Raw genomic sequence first — 17,861 nt, forward strand, 5'->3', positions numbered from 1 at the left:
ACATCGGTGCGTCACTGGAAACTATGGCTCGGCCTGATCATTAGCATCTTTTTTCTGGGCATCGCCCTTTACGGTCTCGACCTGGCCCATTTTTGGGAAGCATTACGCGAGGCTAATTACTGGTGGTTAATTCCAGGTATCCTGGTTTACTTCATCACCGTTTGGGTGCGCACATGGCGCTGGCAATCGATGCTCAGCCATATGGCTCGCGTGCCATTACGTACCCTCTTCCCGATTGTGGTGATCGGCTACATGGGCAACAATGTCTACCCGGCGCGAGCCGGTGAAGTGTTGCGCAGTTATGTCTTGCGTCGCAATTGCGGGATTGCCATGAGCGCTTCGCTGGCCACTGTCGTATTGGAACGCCTCTTCGACGGGTTGGTGATGCTGCTCTTTGTGGCGGTGACGCTCCCATTTGCGCCATTGCCACCAGTGTTTCGGTCGCTGGTAATTGGGTTTAGCGCTTTATTCCTCTGCGCGTTTCTCGGTTTTGTTGTGCTGGCTGCTCGTCCCCAATTGATGAGTCGCTGGTACACCATGATCGTTGATCGCTTCGCTCCCGGCTGGCTGCGCCCACATATTCACGGCCTCTTTGATCGGTTTATTATCGGCCTGCAATCGCTGCGCAGTCCACGCGACATGATCACGATTCTGCTCACTTCGACGTTCATCTGGCTGGGTGAGACGCTCAAATACTGGTTCGTGATGCATGCATTTCCGTTTGAAGTCTCGTTTCTGGTGTTGATGCTGATGACCGCGATTGTTAATCTCTTCACTACGATCCCTTCAACACCGGGATACATTGGCACGTTCGATGCACCGGGAATCGCAACTCTGACGCAGTTTGGTGTACCTCACGCTATCGCTGCCGGTTATACACTGGTGCTCCACGTTGCCCTGTGGTTGCCAATAACGCTCCTCGGCGCATGGTATATGCTCCGCCAAAGCCTGACCTGGCGTGATCTGGATCGCGCAGCAGCAATCCAGGCCCAATCTACGCCGAACGTCGAAACCAACGATACAGTCAATTCGCAGAAGGTGCTGCCATGAGGATCGCGATTGTTGGTGCCGGCATTGCTGGTCTGAGTGCAGCCTACGATCTTGCCGGTCAGGGCTATGCGGTCACGATTTACGAAGCGGGGGATCAGGTCGGTGGGCTGGCCAGTGGCTTTCGCGATGCAGCCTGGGATTGGCCGCTTGAACGGTTTTATCACCATATCTTCACCACCGACCACGCGATCATCGAATTGACGAACGACATCGGGATGCGTGATCGGCTCTTTTTTCGGGCACCGGTCACTGCGCAATGGTGGCGTGGACGAGGCTATGCACTCGACGGCGTGCTACCGGTATTGCGCTTCCCCGGCTTACCATTCATTGACCGGCTCCGGTTCGGTTTGACCGCCTTTTACCTGAAGTTTATTACGCAGAACTGGCAACGACTTGAGCAGACAACGGCTATGGCCTGGACAGAGCGGGTCTCCGGGCGTAATGTCGCTCGTGTGATCTGGCGGCCACTGCTTGAAGGCAAGTTTGGCCCCCACGCCGATGAAGTGAATATGGCCTGGTTGTGGGCACGTTTGCGGGCACGCAGCTTTCAATTGGGCTATTTTCGCGGTGGGTTTCAGGCGTTCGCCGATGAATTGTGTGCGGCCTGTGTCAGGCGTGGAGTGCAGGTGTGGCGGCAAACGCCGGTGAAGTCCGTTTGCCAGACAGCAACCGGCTGGCAAATTAGTGCGGCGCAGCATCCTCCAGCCGACTACGATGCCGTCCTGGTTACCGGAGCGCCGGGCTTACTGGCTCGCCTGGTGACGACCCTCCCTGCCGAGTATCTGGGACAGTTGCGACGGTTGAACTCAATGGGAGCGGTGGTGATGACCATCGCTCTCCGCCGCCCGCTCACCAATGGAATTTACTGGCTCAATCTGCCCAAAGACGAATTTCCCTTCCTGGCGCTGGTTGAGCACACTAACTTCATTGAACCGGATTATTACGGTGGTGACCATTTGATTTACTGTGGTGATTATCTCGACCCCAACCACGAGTACTTTCGCCTCGATGCGTCAGCTTTGCTCGAACGCTTCCTGCCGGCGCTGCGCCGAATCAATCCGGCATTTCAGCCAGAGTGGGTGCGGGCGTACTGGTTGCACCGCGAAACCTATGCCCAACCGATTGTGCCGGTCAACCACAGTCGCAACATTCCCCCCATTGCCACCCCCCTGCCCGGCCTCTTTTGGGCCAGTATGAGCCAGGTCTACCCCTGGGATCGCGGTACCAATTATGCCGTTGAGCTGGGACGACGGGCCGCACGAGTGATGCACGAATTCGCCGGTCAGTATCAGCAGACAGTACCTTCAGGCTATTGAAATGCGGCGTGAACCGATGATAAAACAAGGTTGCAGCTCATTCAGGACACCAATCAGATCAAGCGCATGAGACACTCTCGTCCAGACTGGCGACCCAACGCCCCAACCGTTGTTGTACGCAGCGCCAGCCGGAGTCGAATGGCATATGACGCAAGACACAGAAAGCAACAGCTATGCAGCGCTTCGGGAAGATAACCTTGTTTCTCTGCATCATATGCTGGCTGATCTCCTGCAGCACAGGTAGTCCGGCAGTCAGTTCCGCCACAGGGGAGACCATCTCGCCCTCGCCTACGCCGCAACCCACCCTGCCGCCGGTCACCACTACGCTGCAACCGTCGCCAGCACCAACAGCGCCTGCGGCCAGCCCAGCGACGGTCGGCTTTTCGGTGCGCTTCTACGGTTTCTACACCAGCAACGGTAACGGCGTCGCTGATAGCGACCGGATCAAAATCCCGCTCGGCCCGGTCAATAGCAACGGTCAAATTAGCAGCTCGCGACCGGTGAACGTGAGCGGTGATATGACGCTGGAGTTCTGGATGAAGGCCAATCCAGGCGATAATGATGCGCCGCCGTGCGATAGCTGGTACTACGGCAACATTGTGATCGACCGCGACGTGTACGGCGATGGGGATTATGGTGACTACGGTGTTGCCATTTGCGGTAACAAACTCGTCGTCGGGTTTAATGTCGGACAGGATGATCGATTGCTCAAAGGCAATGCGATTGTCACCGACGGGCAATGGCATCACATCGCGATTACCCGCTCTGCAAGTGGACCGGTGCGTCTCTACATTGACGGGCAGCTCGATAGCGAGATGGATGGGCCGCCGGGACGGATTGATTATCGCCTGAATCGGCCAACGAGCTATCCTAACAGCGATCCTTACCTTGTGTTCGCTGCCGAAAAGCACGACGTGACCGGCAGTCTTTACTTCAACGGATGGATCGACGATCTGCGCCTGTCGAACATCGTGCGTTACAGCGGGGCATTTGCTCGCCCAACTGCACCGCATGCGCTGGATGCGAATACCGTTGCGCTTTACCGGTTTGATGAGGGCAGTGGGACAACCATCAACGATGCCACAGCCGGCAACCAAAGCCCCGGCGAACTGAAGCCGCGTGCCGGCGGTGCTGCTCAGCACTGGTCGAGTGATACTCCGTTCACTACGAGCAGTGTGCCGTTGACGCCAAGAGCGTATATTCCGTTCATTGCGAATAGCTAGCAGTCATCGTTGATCAGCCAGATGAACATGAATGCACATTCTACCCGTGACCAGCCGGGTGAGCGGTATAGCACGCGCCCGGCATCAAGCACGGTGCGTGCAGAAGCAGAGCTTCCGCACGCCAAACGAATGATATATGCGTTGCTGATGACGCATATCGGCTTTTAATCCTCGCCTGCCGAGCCAGACATTATCACCACCAGTGGACGCATCCGGGCCACGGGGCGAATGAGGCCGGCGGCAACCTGCAACTCCATCACCGTCTCGATATCCTTGTAGGCCAGTGGCGACTCATCGACGGCCAGACCGCGAACCAGCACACCGGCCTCGCGCACCACTGCCGCTGCCATTGCCGGGGTAATCGTGCGGCGAGCTTCGGAACGACTGAAGCGCCGACCGGCACCGTGCGATGCACTGGCCAGCGAGGTTGGTTCGCCTAACCCTTCGACAATGTAGCTGGCGGTTGCCATCGAACCGGGGATCAACCCATAGGTACCAGCCTCGGCAGGAGTGGCGCCTTTGCGGTGAATAACCGTTCCGTCGGGCTGCTCCCAGGCAAAATTGTGGTGGTGCTCAATCACCCGCTCCACGGCAACACCTGCCGCCCTGGCAAAGCGGGCATGGATGACCTCGTGATTGGCACGGGCAAAATCGCCTGCCAAACGCATGGCCAGCAGATACTCCTGCCCGGCTTCGGTATCCGTCCCCAGCCAGCCATATGTCTTCGGAATGCCGCTGGCAATCACCGCCGTTTCCCGGTCGGCCAGGGTTGCGTAGTAGTTCGCGATCTTCGCACCGACACCACGACTCCCGCTATGGGTGAGCAAACCAACAAACGTGCGGTGCGTATCAAGCCACTCACCGACGACAATCTCGGCAAAATGGTTCCCACCACCGGATGTGCCAATCTGATATGTCGCCAGATCGTGCAGTTCGCGGAGCAGTTTTGTTGCCCGCCAGCGCGGATCGGCGAGAATGGGATGGTCGGCAACCGGCTTCTTCGGCGAGCCGATCCCAAACACCGTGACTTTCGTAAGCGTGTCGAGCAGATGGTGACGATCACGATGCGCCTCGTCGGGGGTCATATCAGCAAAGATCGAGAGATGCATCCGGCAGCCAATATCCACACCGACCTGGTACGGCGCCACCGCCCGGTCATACGCGATCACGCCACCGACCGGCAGCGCATAGCCCTGATGGGCATCGGGCATGAGTGCTCCCCGAATCGCGGGTGGCAAGCGCAGCGCCGTCTGCATCTGTTCAATCGCACCCGGCTCGATCAAATGGGCACCGATAATCTTGAGTGGCTGCGGCTGAGCGCGCAGGCGTAACTCCACCGGCGGCTCACCATACTGCGCAGCGATCTGCCGGCGCACCGTAGCCGGATCAAGCCCTTCACGCAGCATCTGTTTAGCAGCCCGACACAACTCACGAAATGCCGGATGATTGGTATAGTCGGCTAACAACTGGGCTGCTTTCATAGGTATCACCTCAATTCATTTCGTCCTGTGCCTCAGTATGGTCACGGCACCAGACATAAACAGGGCGAAATAGAGGAACGAACACGCCGCGGCTGCGTCAGAGAGCAGGCACACGGCGCTATTTCATCATACCATACAATCAGGACGGATTGTAGCGAAGATGCGCAGGCGAGAATGAGCCTCTATATCAAGGGCAAATCATCTTTGCATGAAATATGCGCATCGGGAACAAGGGGAAACAGCGCGATATGGCGGGCAGGGGCGAACGATACGCCCCTGCACCGGCTCACTTTGCCATCACAGCGGCACCATTGGTCAGCGCTGCCAGCAATTCACGAACGGTAATGTTCTGCACAGTCGGGTGACGGAGCGGCTGATCGCCGTAGATGGTGTAGTGATTGTGCCGGCCTTCACGCACGTGTGAAATATAGCCGGCCTCGTGCAAATCGTGCAGAATACGCTGAACAGCCCGTTCGGTAATCCCAATTGTGCGGGCAATCTCCTGGGCGGTTACCCGTGGATTGCGCGCGATACAGAGGAGTACCTGGGCGTGATTAGTAAGAAATGTCCAACCCATACCAGAATCTTTCCAGGCATGTGATGCAAAAACCTGTTCCTGTAAATATTGTACCAGTGTTATGTCAGGTGAGAGAGGGAAAAGTTGCCTGTAAAGGGATGTGGATTTCCCACCTGCGGTGGCAACGACCTATCCATGTCAGACCCATGATTGATGATGGGTTTTTACTGTCAGAAGGCGTATTGATGGGCCACACGAGATTGCAATCAGCCGATAGCGTGCGCAGCCTGTGCCTGGGTGCTTGCTGGTGGTAGAGAGTGTCATGTCGCTGCGGTGTGGTTCTCAACCGGGATTGCGAATGCCAGGCTGGCGTTAACGTGGATCACTGCGGATTAGGTTTGCCCCATCCAGGCCGCCACTGCTGCCAGGGTTATAAGAATATTTGTTCATAATGTATTCATTTTGTGCACTTTTGAAGGGTTACGATGCCTGGCTGGTAGTGGAAGTAATACCACATCCTCATTGATACAGTGCATCACTGCTGATGGACTCATCGCTGTTCAGCAGTCCAGCGATGGAGGATGTCTCGCTCAAGGGTTGGGATTCCCGTCCGCGATCCTCCATCACCTGTAGCACTGTCACAAGACAAGAACGGAAAGAGGCGGTGGGGCAGACTAACCATCTCCGCGTCACCACTCACGCGCAGTTTGCTCTTCACGGACGGTCAAGGCTGATGGACGTGCTCTGTACGTATGGTATCCCCGTGACTTGCAGAACAACCGCTGCGACCTGCGCCTGTGCGTGAGTACGGCCAGCGCGGCAGCATGGCTGCCGCACTCCAAACGCTGCGACACGGGTAATCCTGGCTGATAACAGTATTCTTTCCGAAACGTGATCCCACGGCGTGCGTCGCGGCGACGCTGGTTCTACGCTTCCGCGCTCAGGAGTGGTGGAAGGTTGACGTTGGATAGGTTGTGATGATTTCTACGACACCAGAATTTGAGATAACCGGTGCGACACACGACTGGCATAGAGCACCGTAGATGTGGAAGCAATGCTTCTGCACACCAAACTATACGACACGGAAGATGCAGAACGGGGAAGGCATCGACCTGTCCCCGTTCTGCATCCTGAACTTTCCGCTTTCCTCTCCGATGCCATCATGGTTGCGGCACAAACTGCTCACGCCATTGGCGAATGATCTGGAGGTAAAAATCGGGTGGTAGTGGACGACCATCGCGGTCGGTGTAGGCAGCAGGAGCGACGGCGCTGTTTTCAGGCCATTCGTTCCAGGTCTCGATCAAGACCAGATCGGTATCGGGCGGGATAGCAGCCAGACTGGCGCGCAGGAATGCGCCGGGTGCCGGAGAACCACCACCGGGCGGCTCATCGCGCGGCTGACCTCGTGGTTCACGCACCCAGGGAATACGCGAATTATCAAAACCAGGACCGACACTACTGACCTTGAAGCCACGCAATTCAGCAGTATGCGGACCAAGGAGGGCTGTTCCCCAGCGGTACACCCCATCAGCAACCTGAGCGCTATCCGGCAAACCTTCCGGTGGTGCCAGCGCCTGCGGATTGAGCCACGTCTCTTCCAGAATGAGCCACGGCTCAACACCAAAATCAGCCCGAAAGGCATCTTTCACCGCCTGCCAGAGAGTCCCGCTCAATTCCAGATTATCACAGCAGAGAGCGGTGTAGGTGATGATAATGGGTCGGCCATCGATAGTCGCCCACATCTCACGGGGGACGCGGGTGAAGAAATCGCGAATATGCAGGTTGTAGAAAAAGTAGCCGCTCCGTGGATCGCTGAGTGGTAATCGTGGCGCATCAGGACCAAACCGATAACCATTTCCCAGAAACTCTTGATACATCCCCTGTTGGGCAGTAGTATCGAGAAACATCCCGATGGTCAGTGGGTGTTCCAATACACCGTTGGCCTGCACAAGCAGATTGAGCCGATCATTCCGAAACCAGGGATGGGGATGATCGCCCCAACTCACCGGAAAGACCATCGAGATACCGATAGACGCCATCGTGCGTAGTTCGTTCTCGTACCAGTCATAGTTATAGGACGAGTAACTGAAACCATCGCGCGGGTCGGGATCAGCAGGCAATGGGGTTAGCCATCCCGGTGGTACAGCGAGTAGTTGACTAGAGTCGCATTCTTGTTGCGGACAGTTGTACCAGTAGAAGAAGAAGGTACCCAGTGGCGGTTTACGCTGCATCAAGGCCGGATCAGGGGTTGGGACAGGAAAAACCGGCGTCGGAGCCGTTGCTATAGGCTGTGGCACACTGGTTGGTATCGCAGTTGGCGACGGAGCCACTACCACTGTTGGTTGTTGGGTGGGTATCTGCACAACGGTAGGAGATGGTTGCACCGTTGGCGACGGCACCATCAATGCTGGCGTTGCTGCCACTGTAGGTGACGGGGGAACGGGCACCGGTGGACTACAAGCGATCAGCAAACCAGCGATTATCAGACAGACACACCAGCACTGTATGATTGTGAGATGACCAGATCGTTGTTCCATACACTGGCAGTATAGCACGATCAGATGCAATTGGCATGGCAGAGGAATATCCCACAACCTGGAGTCGTAGGAATAAGAGGCAGCCTACCGGTAGGACAGAAGCAAACGAACACAAAGACAAGGCAGGTACAGGGAAGAGGCGTTGAAGTTCACAAGAGCAGAATCTGCATCACACCCACGATAGTGAAGTCAACGTTTGCGCAACGATGTGCATCGTTGAGGTGCCATATCTGTGTTGACGTGCATCCAGACGTGCCATTAGCGAGCTACAGGTGGTTCATCGTGGTTGTAGAACCGTGGCGACAAGGTAGGGGCACGGCATGCCGTGCCCCTACCGCTTATTCACAAAAGTGCATCGTTCAGGTATAACACCAGTATGATGATTGGATAGCGTGTCAGGCTTTCTCTGCTATCAGATTTGGTATGACAACCCAAGTTGCTACATTTATCACCACAGAGACACAGAGGAAACAGAGGACGGATAGAATCTGGGTTTCTACCGTGAGGCGTGACAAAGTGCGTCTATGAGAACTGGCTGCTTCGCACATTGTTGATGCGTTTACGCCATACGGTGTTGCATGCAACATCTGCTGTTCCTGACAGTCAGGCTCCGTTGCCTGCTGACAGTATAGAGCAACCCAGGTTATGACACCTATCTGGCGCAGATGTACCCTCTACACGAGAATACAAGAACCTATTTCAAAAACATCTGCCTGACCGACTCTATGATCGTGACGATCACACACCGCACCCCGTGACCAGCCGGGTCAGCAGCGTGCCGCACGCCGGTTCGCAAGCACGGCTGCTGCGGCAGCATGGCTGCCGCACTCCAAACATCGCGACACGCGAACGACGAGCGGGTAAGGCAATCCATCCAGCACGTGATAGCACGGCTGGAGCAGTTCGCTTACGAGAAGTTATCTCATTCATTGCCGACCGGCTCTATGCTCGTGACCAGCCGGGTCAACTGCAACCCACGCCCTGGCTCGTGAGCACGGCTGCTGCGGCAGCCGTGCTGCCGCACTCCAAACGCTGCAACACCGCACGACGAGCGGGTAAGGACACCCATCCAGCACGTGATGGCACGATTGATGATCGCCAGCGCTGCTCTCTTCCATACCGGCATGATATGCTGTCACTGGCAATTGGCAAGCGTTCAGTAGCCTGTGTGACAGTCCGGTAGTAGACCACAGCTTTTTAGACATCGGCATTGCGCGTCCTGATGAAGTAGATGTCGCGTTAACTCATACTTTCTGTCCGCCCTCGAACCCCTATCGACCTTCCACGGCAACCAATAAAAAAGGCGCGGAGCATAGACTCCGCGCCTTCCCAGACGAGAATGAGTGATTACTTCGCCGGTGCCATCTTATCGATCATCTTGGTCATACCCTCGTCGTCAGTAATCGGGTTGCGCAAGTTCTCAACCAGATCCTGAATCTCCTTCGAGGGTTCTTTCGTGAGCAGGCTCACGACCACGATCAAAATAATCGCCACCGGCAGACCGAAGATACCGGAACCGAGGTGCGAGATACCGAGCACATTAAAGGCCGGATTGAGATAGTTGTTCGCCATGTAGAAGATGGTCACAGCCAAACCGCCGATCATACCGGCAATCGCACCAGCCCCATTTGCTCGCTTCCAGAAGATGCCCAGCAAGACGACCGGGAAGAAGGTGGACGCAGCCATTGAGAAGGCCCAGGCCACCATCTGCGCGATCAGGGCGAGGCGTGGAATAGCGAGCAGTGCAGCGATCACTGCGGCGACAACAATCATTGTCTTGCCCAGCACGATACGAGTATTGAGGCTGGCTTTCGGATTGATCGTGCGGAAATAGATATCGTGAGCAACAGCCGATGCGATCACGACCAGCAGACCGTCAGCGGTGCTCAGAGCGGCAGCCAGACCACCGGCGGCGATGAGGGCGCCGATAGTGAAGGGCAGACCGGCGATGTCAGGTGTCGAGAGCACGACAAGGTCGCCATCGATACCATCACCAGCCGTGCGCCCTAACTCATTGAGCTGCAAGATACCATCAACACGCGCCTTGGTTACTGCCGAACCGGAGATCTCACCAGCGCGGCCTTTGCCATCACCGGCATCTTCCCAGGCGGCAAGATCGATTCTGCCATTTCCATTAGCATCTTCGACCACAACCGAACCGGCGTTGATCAGGTTCTTCACCCAGGTTGGTTCCTTACCAACCTCCACCCCATCCAGCACCTTCAGGTCGCGGATCACGATCAAGCCGTTCCGCGCCCAGGTGGATGTCCACTCCGGCAACTGGCTGATCTCCTTGCCCACCACATTCTCAAGAATCTGCCAGCGCGAGAACGCGGCATAAGCCGGGGCGGTGAAGTAGAGCAGGAATATGAAGAAGAGCGACCAACCCACACTCAAGCGGCTCTCACGCACGCTAGGCACCGTGTAGAAGCGGATCAGAATGTGGGGCAGACCGGCAGTACCCAGCATCAGACACGCCATCAGAGCCAGGAAGTTCCACGGCGTTCCACGCCAGTCGCCCAGCTCTGGCTTATTAGCATCAGGAATTGCCTGCGCAGCGGGTGGGGTAACATTCAGACCAAACTGCGTATTGAGCTGCCGAACCGCATCAATTGCAGCAACGTTGCTCAGACCTTCATTGAACGGTGGAATATATCCACTGGTAACAAACTTACCTGGTACGACCGGCGACTCAGATGCCTTCGACAGGCCCTGTTCCTGTTCCAGCACTTGAATGCGCTGAAGCGCCTGACCATAACTCAACTGAGGAAGCGGGAAGCCGGTAAGCTGGATTGACAACGCAGTCACCGGGATCAGATAGGCGGTAATCAGAATAATGTACTGGGCCACTTGCGTCCAGGTCACCGCCTTCATACCACCCAGGAACGAACAGACCAGCACACCTGAGAGGCCGAGGATAACACCGATCATGTAATCAACGCCAACGAAGCGCTGCATGATGATACCGACACCCACGACCTGAGCGGTCACGTAGGTCAGCGAGACGATGATGGCGCAGATTGCAGCCACCACACGTGCGGTGTTACCACCGAAACGGGCACCGACAAAGTCGGGAATGGTGTACTGACCGAACTTGCGCAGGTACGGAGCAAAGAGCAGTGCCAGCAGCACATAGCCACCAGTCCAACCCATAATGTAGGCCAGACCATCGTAGCCAATCAACCAGAGCGTACCGGCCATTGAGATGAATGACGCCGCACTCATCCAGTCTGCACCGGTTGCCATACCGTTGAACACTGCCGGAACATTGCGTCCTGCAACGTAATACTCATCAAGCACTTTCGTGCGCGAGAGAACACCAATCGTTGCATACAAAGCGAAGGTAAGCAGAAGGAAAGCCCAACCGATAAGTTGCGTAGGTAGACCGGCAAAGACTTCAAGCAACAGCATCAGGAGGCTGACAGCGATGAAGCCAATCGTAAAGTAGCCGTAGTAGCGCGCCATCCGATTGCGGAAGACGCTCTGAGCTGAAGTGGACATGCGCTCTTCTCCTCTACAACTGAAGACACCGGTAACAGCTTAGCGGTCGCGATCACTCAGTCCGTACTTTGCATCGAGCTTGTTCATCGCATAAGCGTAGTAGAAGATTTCGATGACAAACACGACCAACGAACCCTGACTACCCATGTAGTAGCCGAGAGGGAAGCCGGCAATCACAATGTTGTTCAGAGCCTCCACGAAGAGTACCGGTACATACGACACCGCGAACCAGATCACAAGCAGAATGCTGATCAGACGCAGGTTCTCTGACCAGTACAACCGATTGCGCTCCGCAACTGGGAGCTTCGATAGATCCGACATAGGACCTCCTTCAACGCGCTACACTGCTCACACATTCAGTCGATGCACATTGACTGTTGCTATGCCTGCCAGTGCTCCTCACGAACATGGTGAGACTGGCAACATCCACGGTTAACAACCAGGGCAAGACAATGGCGGGCATCCAACATGCCAGATATGCATCTCATATCGCGGTGTGATGATTGTAGCAATCCTTTTTCAGCACAGGTTAAGCTTTGTGTAAAGTTTTGGTAAATAATCCCCAGGTTCTCTGTGGGTTTCTTCACGAGTGAAAGAGTGTGTGAGCTGGCTTATGAGACATCAAACAGGGTCATCTTCACGAGGGTACCCGTATACACAGGCTGGTGGTGATGAATGGCAGGCGTGGCGCAGTGGTCCTGTACCCCCTGCCACCTGCAATCTTCCTGCCGATACGCCAGCTATGCTGGGTCAGAAGTCGCCCAGCACGCACGAATCGCCAGCCGTCCCTGTTCCCTGGACACCGGTCTGGCATCGCGGAACGGGCGTGGCCCATGATGCTGCTGGGATACATCTGCCAACAAGCTGTCCAGGGCTGCGTCCAGGCGTCCCTGATTCTGCGTGACAACGAACAGATACTCGCCTCTTGTGCGACAATCGGTTTGACGATCTCGGTTTGCGTCCCCGGTGCGTCCATCGTGATCAGGCAACCGCTCACATCACGCACCGCCAATAGACGGGGAAGGACGGTGATCGCGTTCGATGCTTCGGCCACCGTCACTTCCCCAAACCTACCTGGCTGGCGGTCGCCCACGCATGTACCAGTCGCATTGATTCGCGTCCGTTGGCACGATTTTCAGACTCGCGCACCTGCTTGCCATCCACTACTATCACGTGCCTGGCGGTCAACCCGGTGATCGCCTGGCCCTATGCCATGAACCTGCGCCGAACCGCTTGCGAGTTCAGCATGGCAAAGACACGGCCACACGTCGCATGCGAGGGAATGCCGTTGGGAAACTCCAGACACTGCTTCAGCCACTCCCTTAAACCCGCAATTCTCTCATATGTTTCAAATGCGATTGCTCTATCCTAACCCAAGTTGCTACCTTATATCACCACAGAGGCACAGAGGATGAGCATAATCTGAGAGGCTCTTGCAGGGCGTGACGTAGTGCGTCTATGGGATTGGCTGTTACTCACACGGTTTATACGGTTACGCTCCGCAGTGTTGGGTGCAGCGTCATGCTGTTCATTATAGCAATCAGTCTCACGTGGCCTGCTCATAGCGTAGGTGGCAACTTGGGTTATCCTATTTTTTAATTGCTACTTGACATAGTATCGGCTGTGTGCTACTGTTAATCACAAATTTTTCGGCTTATGTTCAAAATCAGTACAACATAGTGCATCGCACCGTAGACCATGACCATCGGATATAGGCATGCGCTGCGGATGGTGATGGGAATCGAGCGATGTCTGTGACCACCTGCGAGGGACGATGGACAATGGTGCGTATTGTGTTGCGCCCGTTTCGTGGCGTGCATACAACGTACCCGTCCGCGCCTGTGGCAATAGGCGAGGTTCGTATCAACAGGCAACGAATCACTCCTGAGTTTATCGCTCAATTGAGAGCTACAACTGGGAGTAATACCACACCTACAGCCCGGACACGTGAACGCTTGCAGATAGCAATAGTCCCTCAACCACAGTGCATTGTGCGCAGCTCCAAATGGTCAACCTTCGGTATTCACTACGGTGCAAGAGCTGCGGATGAGTGTACCCTATTGCACTGAGTTTAAACATGAGCCAACGAGTAATACGTCTTGCACTGAGTTTGAGCATGAGCCAAACACTTTCCTTCACATTAACTATTCTTCTCATCCTCACTGCGTGCGCTACACCTACTTCTGCGCTCACGCCCACTCCGCAGCCTTCGCCACAGCCAACCGCCCTTACTGAAACGCCTGACTCTAAGCTCACCCCTATCCCCGACCCCACTCTTTCTACCTTACCCACTGAGCCAGCCCAACCATTGCCTGCCGGTGCCTACGACCCTGGCGCGTATGTCGTCAGCGACATCTGGGTTGACCCAATCAACGGCGACGACACCCGCGCGGGCTTCCCGCAAGATCAAGCTGTGCGCACCCTCGCCGAAGCGTGGAATCGCATCCCGCGAGATACACCACTCAACGAAACTGGCTACCGCATCAACCTTTTCCCCGGCACCTACACCCCTGAATACACGCCCAACTATTGGGAGTCGCGCTACGGTAGTGCGCAGTTCCCCATCATCATCCAACCTGCGGGCGGCAACGGCACTGTCACCCTGCCTTCGGTCAACATCTATGATGTCCGCTACCTGTACATCTTCGGCATTAACTTCCAATCTGAAAACGATGTCTTTCACTGCGAGAAGTGCGATCACATCTTGCTCCGTGGTGTGACCATCACCGGCACGCCGCCCGAAACTGGCTCAACCCAAGAAGCCGTCAAATTCAACCAATCGCAAAACATCTTCATCGAGAACAGCGCTATCTCTGGCGGCTGGGACAACGCTGTTGACTTTGTCGCCGTGCAATACGGGCATGTGCTCGACAGCGAAATTTTCGGCTCAGGCGATTGGTGTATGTACGCCAAAGGCGGCTCTGCTTACCTTCGTGTGGAGGGGAATGAGTTCCACAGTTGCGGCACGGGCGGCTTCACTGCCGGACAAGGCACAGGCTTTCAGTTCATGGTCGCGCCGTGGTTGCAATACGAAGCCTACGATGTGAAAGTGGTCAACAACATCTTCCACGATCTGGAAGGCGCGGCGTTCGGCGTTAATGGCGGCTACAACATCCTGATTGCCTACAACACCGCCTACCGCGTCGGGGCGCGCAGTCACGTTATCGAAGTCGCCTTCGGCGGGCGTTCCTGCGATGGGCAACCCGGTGATGAAGGACGGGAGCGTTGCGATGAGTACGCCGCCCAAGGCGGTTGGGGCAACAACCTGGTCCCCGACGGCAACAACTATGTGCGCATCCCCAACCGCAACGTGTTCATCTACAACAACCTTATCTTCAACCCGGATGGCTACCAGTCGCAATGGCAACACTTCTTCATACCAGGTCCAGCACCGGCCAGCGGCGGCGTGCCTGCCCCCGTCACCGCTGATAATAACCTGGTAATCAAAGGCAACGTAATCTGGAACGGCCCCGCCACGCATCCGCTAGGCGTGGATGATACAACAGGTTGTGCGGCTGAAAACCCCACCTGCAATCCAACACAGATATTGAGCGATAATGCCATCAACACCGTCAAGCCCGAACTGAGGGCGCCCGATAGCGGCGACTATCACCTCTTCAATCGGCTTAATGTCACACCCGCCGTCATCCCGCCGTTTGTATGGGAGATCGGCACAGTGCCCCAGGGCAATCTGGATAACTCCGTGCCAACCGACCGTGATGGGTACCCGCGCACCAATAGCGACAATGCTCCGGGTGCGTATCTGGAACGATGGTTGGTCTGGCTGAGTTTGCTCTTCGGATGACTCCTGGGCTGAAATGCGGCAAGCCTGGCCGCTTCGAGTGAATAGCTGCCTGAATGGGGTCGCCGGGCAAAGCCGGGAGCTACCAATGGATAAATCATTGCGCCGAGAACTATGTTGCAGCACGAGAGGCTTGCGCCTGCGCCAATGCGATTTGTACAGCTTGCTTGCCCGCCATTTTTGAGCATACTCTGAGTCAGATAACCGCGCCTATGTTTCCCCCAGGAGCAGTGATGGTCGCATCATCATGAGATGCGGTGCCGCATCGTCCATCAGGGTCAGAGAGGGTGCGCCAACCGGCCACACCTCATCGGAACTATCAAGCGGATAGGCTTTTCGTGTCATATCATAATCCAAGTTGCCACCTTTCTCACCACAGAGGCACAGAGAACACAGAGGATGGGCATGACCCGAAATGCTACCATATGGTGTGACGTAGTGCGTCGATGGGAACTGGTTGCTACCCACCTGGCTCATACAGATACACTCCACGGTGTTGTGCGCAGCATCGTGCTGTTCATCACGGTAGTTAGCTTCACACGGCTTGCTCACAGTGTAGGTGGCAACCTGGGTTATCATTCTAATACACGAGCAGAACCGAAAAGTCCATAACAGGCGCTAGAAGTTATCTGATTCATTGCCGACCGACTCCAGGATCGTGATGAATACACACCGCATCCTCGTGACCAGCCGGGTCAACGGCGTGACATGCGCCGGATCGTGAGCGCGGCTGGCGCGGCAGCATGGCTGCCGCACTCCAAACGTCGCGACACGCGCATAACAAGCGGATAAGGCACCCAATCCAACAAGTGATGGCACTGGCGATGGTCGTCAGCCCTCCTCGCTTCCATACCGGCAGACTGGGAGCAGGAGATACTATCGTTGGTGATTGGCAAGCGTTCAAGAGCCTGTGCAGTGGTCGGGCAGCCCGACAGTACAGCTTTTATGAAATAAGTTTTATTGAACCAGATTTGATATTATCACTTACCAGACCAGATGATCGTGACGTGAACGCACGTCATGCCTATACACGTGACCGGTATGCAGCACGGTCAATACTGAAGCATGGCTTCCACATGCCAAACCACGCTACGACATATGATTATGCTGCGGAATACCCGAAAGAGTTTCTACTCTGCATTCCTACTTTTCTCTCCTATTTTCTCGCTCCTACAAGCACACGTGAAGCGGTCGAAAGAGCGTGCTATAATCGGCGAGGCACCTGCGTGCCTGACAATACAGGAACTGGTTGGAACAACACGAAAGGATATTCACCGATGACAAACGGAGCTGTGAGCCAGTTTGTCCGCCACCATTTTCGCCATTTCAACGCAGCAGCCCTGGTTGATGCGGCTGATGCGTACCGTCGCCATCTCGATCAGGGCGGTCAGATGATGATTACGCTGGCCGGGGCGATGAGCACAGCGGAACTTGGCCTTTCGCTGGCCGAGATGATCCGGCAGGGGAAGGTGCATGCGATTTCCTGTACCGGCGCTAATCTCGAAGAGGATATTTTCAATCTGATCGCTCACGACTTCTACGAGCGAGTTCCCCACTACCGCGATCTCAGCCCGCAGCAAGAGCAAGAGTTGCTTGAGCGGCATATGAATCGGGTGACCGACACCTGTATTCCTGAAGAGGAAGCAATGCGTCGACTTGAGAAGGCGCTGCTTGACGAGTGGATGCAGGCTGATCGGAATGGCGAATGTTATTTCCCCCACGAGTTTATCTACCGTATCCTTCGGGCCGGGAAGCTCGAACAGTACTATCAGATCGATCCCCGCGATTCGTGGGTGTATGCGGCAATGGAACGCAACCTGCCGATCTATGTACCGGGGTGGGAAGACTCGACCACCGGGAATATGTACGCCGCCCACTGCATTACCGGCGAGATCAGGAATGTGCATACAGTACGAACCGGGATCGAGTACATGATCGATCTGGCCGATTGGTACACGCGAACGTCGGCTCAAGCCTCGATTGGCTTCTTCCAGATCGGTGGCGGTATTGCCGGTGATTTCCCCATCTGCGTAGTACCGATGTTGCACCAGGACTTAGGACGAGAGGGTGTACCGGTTTGGGGCTATTTCTGCCAGATTAGTGACTCGACAACCAGCTATGGCTCATATTCAGGAGCCGTACCCAACGAGAAGATTACCTGGGGGAAGCTGGCAGTTGATACACCGAAATTCATTATCGAGTCGGATGCCACCATTGTCGCACCACTTATGTTCGCCCTGATCCTGGGCTGGTGATGGCAGGTGGCGTTGTCGGGGCAAATCATCGTCGCCCCGACAAGAATCACTGACAGATCAGGCGGTCGTGATGCACACGCATATCGTCTCCGTGACCAGCAGGGTAAGCGGCACGACACGCGCCTGATCGTGAGCACGGCTGGTGCGGCAGCGTGGCTGCCGCACTCCAAACTACGCGC

The 17,861-nt window shown here is 55.7% G+C and carries 13 protein-coding genes; 6 read left to right on the top strand and 7 right to left on the bottom strand.

What is annotated here, in order from left to right; genetic code table 11:
* Window positions 1–6: 6 nt before the first annotated feature.
* The 3 genes from CAUR_RS02720 (at window position 7) to CAUR_RS02730 (ending at window position 3,589) form a co-directional block, all read left to right on the top strand.
* Window positions 7–1,050, top strand: a complete 1,044-nt coding sequence (locus tag CAUR_RS02720) for a lysylphosphatidylglycerol synthase transmembrane domain-containing protein (protein WP_012256438.1) — start codon at window positions 7–9, stop codon at window positions 1,048–1,050.
* Window positions 1,047–2,366 (top strand): NAD(P)/FAD-dependent oxidoreductase, encoded by a 1,320-nt coding sequence (locus tag CAUR_RS02725; protein WP_012256439.1) that lies wholly within the window; start codon window positions 1,047–1,049, stop codon window positions 2,364–2,366. The genes CAUR_RS02720 and CAUR_RS02725 overlap by 4 nt, the downstream gene beginning before the upstream one ends.
* A gap of 173 nt (window positions 2,367–2,539) precedes the next feature.
* Complete coding sequence (locus CAUR_RS02730; protein WP_012256440.1) at window positions 2,540–3,589, top strand: LamG-like jellyroll fold domain-containing protein; 1,050 nt, start codon at window positions 2,540–2,542, stop codon at window positions 3,587–3,589.
* A 164-nt stretch (window positions 3,590–3,753) separates the two neighbouring features.
* Here CAUR_RS02730 and CAUR_RS02735 read toward each other — a convergent pair whose 3' ends face one another.
* The 3 genes from CAUR_RS02735 to CAUR_RS02745 all read right to left on the bottom strand — a co-directional run bounded on the left by CAUR_RS02735 (window position 3,754) and on the right by CAUR_RS02745 (window position 8,124).
* On the bottom strand, window positions 3,754–5,070 hold the full coding sequence (locus tag CAUR_RS02735; protein WP_012256441.1) for an RtcB family protein: 1,317 nt from the start codon (window positions 5,068–5,070) through the stop codon (window positions 3,754–3,756).
* Window positions 5,071–5,356: 286 nt separating this feature from the next.
* Entirely contained in the window at window positions 5,357–5,647 is a 291-nt protein-coding gene (locus CAUR_RS02740; RefSeq protein ID WP_012256442.1) for a helix-turn-helix transcriptional regulator, read from the bottom strand.
* 1,100 nt (window positions 5,648–6,747) lie between these two features.
* Window positions 6,748–8,124: a DUF5010 domain-containing protein gene (locus CAUR_RS02745; protein WP_012256443.1), complete on the bottom strand. Its 1,377-nt coding sequence runs from the start codon at window positions 8,122–8,124 to the stop codon at window positions 6,748–6,750.
* Window positions 8,125–8,899: 775 nt separating this feature from the next.
* On the opposite strand from CAUR_RS02745, the gene CAUR_RS21135 reads away from it, so the two are divergent.
* Entirely contained in the window at window positions 8,900–9,307 is a 408-nt protein-coding gene (locus CAUR_RS21135) for a hypothetical protein (RefSeq protein WP_044233407.1), read from the top strand.
* A gap of 164 nt (window positions 9,308–9,471) precedes the next feature.
* Here the strand turns inward: CAUR_RS21135 and CAUR_RS02755 are convergent, their stop codons facing one another.
* From CAUR_RS02755 to CAUR_RS21860, 3 genes are all read right to left on the bottom strand, one after another.
* Window positions 9,472–11,625 (bottom strand): sodium:solute symporter family protein, encoded by a 2,154-nt coding sequence (locus CAUR_RS02755; RefSeq protein ID WP_012256444.1) that lies wholly within the window; start codon window positions 11,623–11,625, stop codon window positions 9,472–9,474.
* A gap of 39 nt (window positions 11,626–11,664) precedes the next feature.
* Window positions 11,665–11,946: a DUF4212 domain-containing protein gene (locus tag CAUR_RS02760; protein WP_012256445.1), complete on the bottom strand. Its 282-nt coding sequence runs from the start codon at window positions 11,944–11,946 to the stop codon at window positions 11,665–11,667.
* An 885-nt stretch (window positions 11,947–12,831) separates the two neighbouring features.
* Window positions 12,832–12,984 carry a transposase family protein gene (locus CAUR_RS21860; RefSeq protein WP_083772609.1) on the bottom strand — a complete coding sequence of 51 codons (153 nt, stop codon included), beginning with the start codon at window positions 12,982–12,984 and terminating at the stop codon, window positions 12,832–12,834.
* 757 nt (window positions 12,985–13,741) lie between these two features.
* Here CAUR_RS21860 and CAUR_RS02770 point away from each other — a divergent pair.
* A complete protein-coding gene (locus CAUR_RS02770) occupies window positions 13,742–15,430 on the top strand; it encodes a right-handed parallel beta-helix repeat-containing protein (RefSeq protein WP_012660465.1) in 1,689 nt (562 codons plus the stop codon).
* 207 nt (window positions 15,431–15,637) lie between these two features.
* Here the strand turns inward: CAUR_RS02770 and CAUR_RS21710 are convergent, their stop codons facing one another.
* Window positions 15,638–15,772, bottom strand: coding sequence for a hypothetical protein (locus CAUR_RS21710; protein WP_273066967.1), 135 nt, complete (start codon window positions 15,770–15,772; stop codon window positions 15,638–15,640).
* Window positions 15,773–16,704: 932 nt separating this feature from the next.
* Here CAUR_RS21710 and CAUR_RS02780 point away from each other — a divergent pair.
* Window positions 16,705–17,682: a deoxyhypusine synthase family protein gene (locus tag CAUR_RS02780; RefSeq protein ID WP_012256447.1), complete on the top strand. Its 978-nt coding sequence runs from the start codon at window positions 16,705–16,707 to the stop codon at window positions 17,680–17,682.
* The last annotated feature ends 179 nt before the right edge of the window (window positions 17,683–17,861 follow it).

Origin of the sequence: Chloroflexus aurantiacus J-10-fl, assembly GCF_000018865.1 — a bacterium.
GTDB classification, from domain to species: domain Bacteria; phylum Chloroflexota; class Chloroflexia; order Chloroflexales; family Chloroflexaceae; genus Chloroflexus; species Chloroflexus aurantiacus.

Coding starts and splice junctions, on each gene's coding strand:
- CAUR_RS02725 (WP_012256439.1), top strand. CDS start 1,047: ATGAGGATCGCGATTGTTGGTGCCGGCATTGCTGGTCTGAGTGCAGCC.
- CAUR_RS02735 (WP_012256441.1), bottom strand. CDS start 5,070: ATGAAAGCAGCCCAGTTGTTAGCCGACTATACCAATCATCCGGCATTT.
- CAUR_RS02740 (WP_012256442.1), bottom strand. CDS start 5,647: ATGGGTTGGACATTTCTTACTAATCACGCCCAGGTACTCCTCTGTATC.
- CAUR_RS02745 (WP_012256443.1), bottom strand. CDS start 8,124: ATGGAACAACGATCTGGTCATCTCACAATCATACAGTGCTGGTGTGTC.
- CAUR_RS21710 (WP_273066967.1), bottom strand. CDS start 15,772: ATGACACGAAAAGCCTATCCGCTTGATAGTTCCGATGAGGTGTGGCCG.
- CAUR_RS02780 (WP_012256447.1), top strand. CDS start 16,705: ATGACAAACGGAGCTGTGAGCCAGTTTGTCCGCCACCATTTTCGCCAT.
- CAUR_RS02760 (WP_012256445.1), bottom strand. CDS start 11,946: ATGTCGGATCTATCGAAGCTCCCAGTTGCGGAGCGCAATCGGTTGTAC.
- CAUR_RS02770 (WP_012660465.1), top strand. CDS start 13,742: ATGAGCCAAACACTTTCCTTCACATTAACTATTCTTCTCATCCTCACT.
- CAUR_RS02730 (WP_012256440.1), top strand. CDS start 2,540: ATGCAGCGCTTCGGGAAGATAACCTTGTTTCTCTGCATCATATGCTGG.
- CAUR_RS02755 (WP_012256444.1), bottom strand. CDS start 11,625: ATGTCCACTTCAGCTCAGAGCGTCTTCCGCAATCGGATGGCGCGCTAC.